At 46.9% G+C, this 2572-nt stretch carries 2 protein-coding genes; both read left to right on the plus strand.

Features of this window, described 5'->3' with window-relative positions; translation table 11 throughout:
* Positions 1–266: 266 nt before the first annotated feature.
* On the plus strand, positions 267–989 hold the full coding sequence (locus RRY12_12935; GenBank protein ID MEG2185578.1) for a LytTR family DNA-binding domain-containing protein: 723 nt from the start codon (positions 267–269) through the stop codon (positions 987–989).
* A gap of 12 nt (positions 990–1001) precedes the next feature.
* Positions 1002–2315, plus strand: a complete 1314-nt coding sequence (locus RRY12_12940; GenBank protein MEG2185579.1) for an ATP-binding protein — start codon at positions 1002–1004, stop codon at positions 2313–2315.
* Positions 2316–2572 lie beyond the last annotated feature (257 nt).

A 2572-nucleotide genomic window follows, 5' to 3' on the forward strand; every position in this document is an offset into this window, starting at 1 on the left:
TAAAACGTTACTTCATGACTGTATTAAAATGATACGCCATCTGACCCAAAAGTCAAGCTAATGTAATATGTTAAAGCACGCGTATCACATGAGGCCCATCAGCTTTTGTAAAACAGTACAGCCAGCAGCTTTCACAGAAATATCTTTTATGCTTTTATTGCAGTTTTTACAAAAAATCAACGCTTGCCTACTTTCATGCCGACATCCTATAATACCCTCGGCGACCAGTATAATAAATGAATAAACTAGCCGGGTGGTGACAAAGAGTGTATCAAATAGCGCTTTGCGACGATGAACTTTCTGAATGTGCAAAAATTCAGGAACTACTGGAAGCATACAAAACTGCGCGATCCGACTGTGAGTTTACAGTACATCAGTTTACCTCTATTGACGCGCTGACAAACCATATCAGACAAACAGAAACATGTGACCTCCTGCTTCTTGACATATACATGTCGGAGCAAAACGGCATAAACTGCGTAAAAGAGCTACGAAAAGACGGATTAAGCTGTCCCGTCATTTTTATCACCGTCTCCAAAGAACACGCTGTGGAGGCTTTTGAAGTAGACGCAGCGCAGTATCTGCTCAAGCCAGTTGAACGCGAGCGCTTTTTTTCCGCAATGGATAAAGCGCTGAAAGAGACGGAACGAAAGCGGCGCAAATACCTTGCGCTGCAGGTGGACGGTGCACTTCGGCGTATAGCGTTGAACGACATAGCCTATTGCGAATCACACGGCAACTATCAGCATATTGTGATGACAAACGGCACAGAGCAGCGCGTGCGTACAACGCTCACCGCGCTCGCAGAGCTTATTGGCTGCGGTTCGGATTTTATGCGCGTGGGGATCTCCTATCTGATCAACATGAACCATGTGGACAGCCTGTCTTCAAAACTTATCATGTTTGACAACGGCAGAAAGATAAACGTACCAAGAGGAACATATCAGACGCTTAAGGAGCAATATTTCAGATTCTACTGCGAAAGGTAGGCAACAATTAAAATGCCTGAAAATTCATTTATTTTTGCACTGGCAAGAAATTCCATAGAAACCGTAAGCCTCATCCTTCTATTTCTTTTACTAGACATACCTCGCTTTTCATGGAAAAAAAGCTCTCTTCTTTACGGACTCTTTTGTGGCGCCTACATCGCCTTCTGCACACTCTGGACAATGGCCGACATGGAGAGCTACTTCAAATATGTCACGCTTTCCGTCTTTGTCGGCGCCCTTGCCTTTTTCCCTTTGATGAGCCGCGACAACCTATGGCAAGTTTTTTACAACCTTTCGCTGCAAATTTTTGTGATTATTTTTCAAATTGAATTCGGAATGTGGGGAGCAAAAGTCTGTTTTAACGAAAATCTGTGGGCCGACCTATCGCTGCGCGTCATCTCTCTGATTCTAGCCGCTTGGATATATATGCACTGGCTGCGCGCGCCTTATCGAGAGATCGCAGACAACTTGAAAGACGGATGGCAGGGCGTAGGGCTAGTCTCAATCGTCGGGAATTTGCTCATCATATGGTACTGGCGCGGCCCCGCCTTAGAAACTCTGCACGACATACAGGCACATCGTCTTTTACTCTGCATCTGGAGTCTGTTGCTCATTACGCACGTAATGATGATACGCACGATGTTGTGTATGCATAAGGAGATGCTCGCAAAACGTGAGAGTAGCTTGTCGGCCATAAACGCAGGACTCCTCAGACGCCAGCTTGAAATGACGGAAGAATCTGTCAGCGAAGCACGCAGGATACGCCACGACACACGGCACCACAACCTGCAAATTGCGGAATACGCGCGAAACGGCGAGACAGATGAACTGCTCCGCTATCTTAATCAATACGAAAAAGAGGCCGAACGCAACCTTTCAGTTAATATCTGCGACAACCGCGCCGCCAACAATATTCTGAACGCCTATCTGCGCAAAGCAAAGCAAAACGGCCTCAAAGTTGACCTTGACGTCGTTATCGAACGGGACATCCCCATCAAAGATACCGATATAGTGGCAATACTCGCCAATATCATGGAGAACGCAATCCGCGGCTGTCTCCGAGCGAAAAGCTCGAATCCGTTTATAAAACTTTCTATCGCCCGCAGGGCTGGAAAACTCGCGATACTGTGCCGCAACACGGCTGAGACGGATATACCCTTTGAATACGGCCGGCCAAAGTCCAGAGACGGCGAGGGAGTCGGCATTTTAAGCATACTGCAAAGCGCGAAATGTTACGGCGGCGAGACCGACTTACAAAACGTGGACGGAATATTCACCTGCCGGGTGCTGCTCAAAGTTCCAAAAGCAGAAAATATCCCGGGATGAAGCGCCAATCATCCCGAAAAAATGCGCTCTATCCCAAACCTCCGCGTCATTTGAGGTTTTCTTGGTATACTCATGCGTAAAATACGCCGTGGGTGAGATTCGAAAATAGGGGGGATTAGCTTAAGCTTCGCCGACGCCGCAAACGGCATTTAACTGTTTTTAAATCCAACACGGAGGTGTTCTTCTTTGCATAAACTACAAGGCAATAAAATCTTCTGGACGCTGACATTGGCACTCTTCCTGGGCGCAGCGCTTTT

Source organism: Cloacibacillus sp., assembly GCA_036655895.1.
Taxonomy (GTDB): Bacteria; Synergistota; Synergistia; order Synergistales; family Synergistaceae; genus JAVVPF01.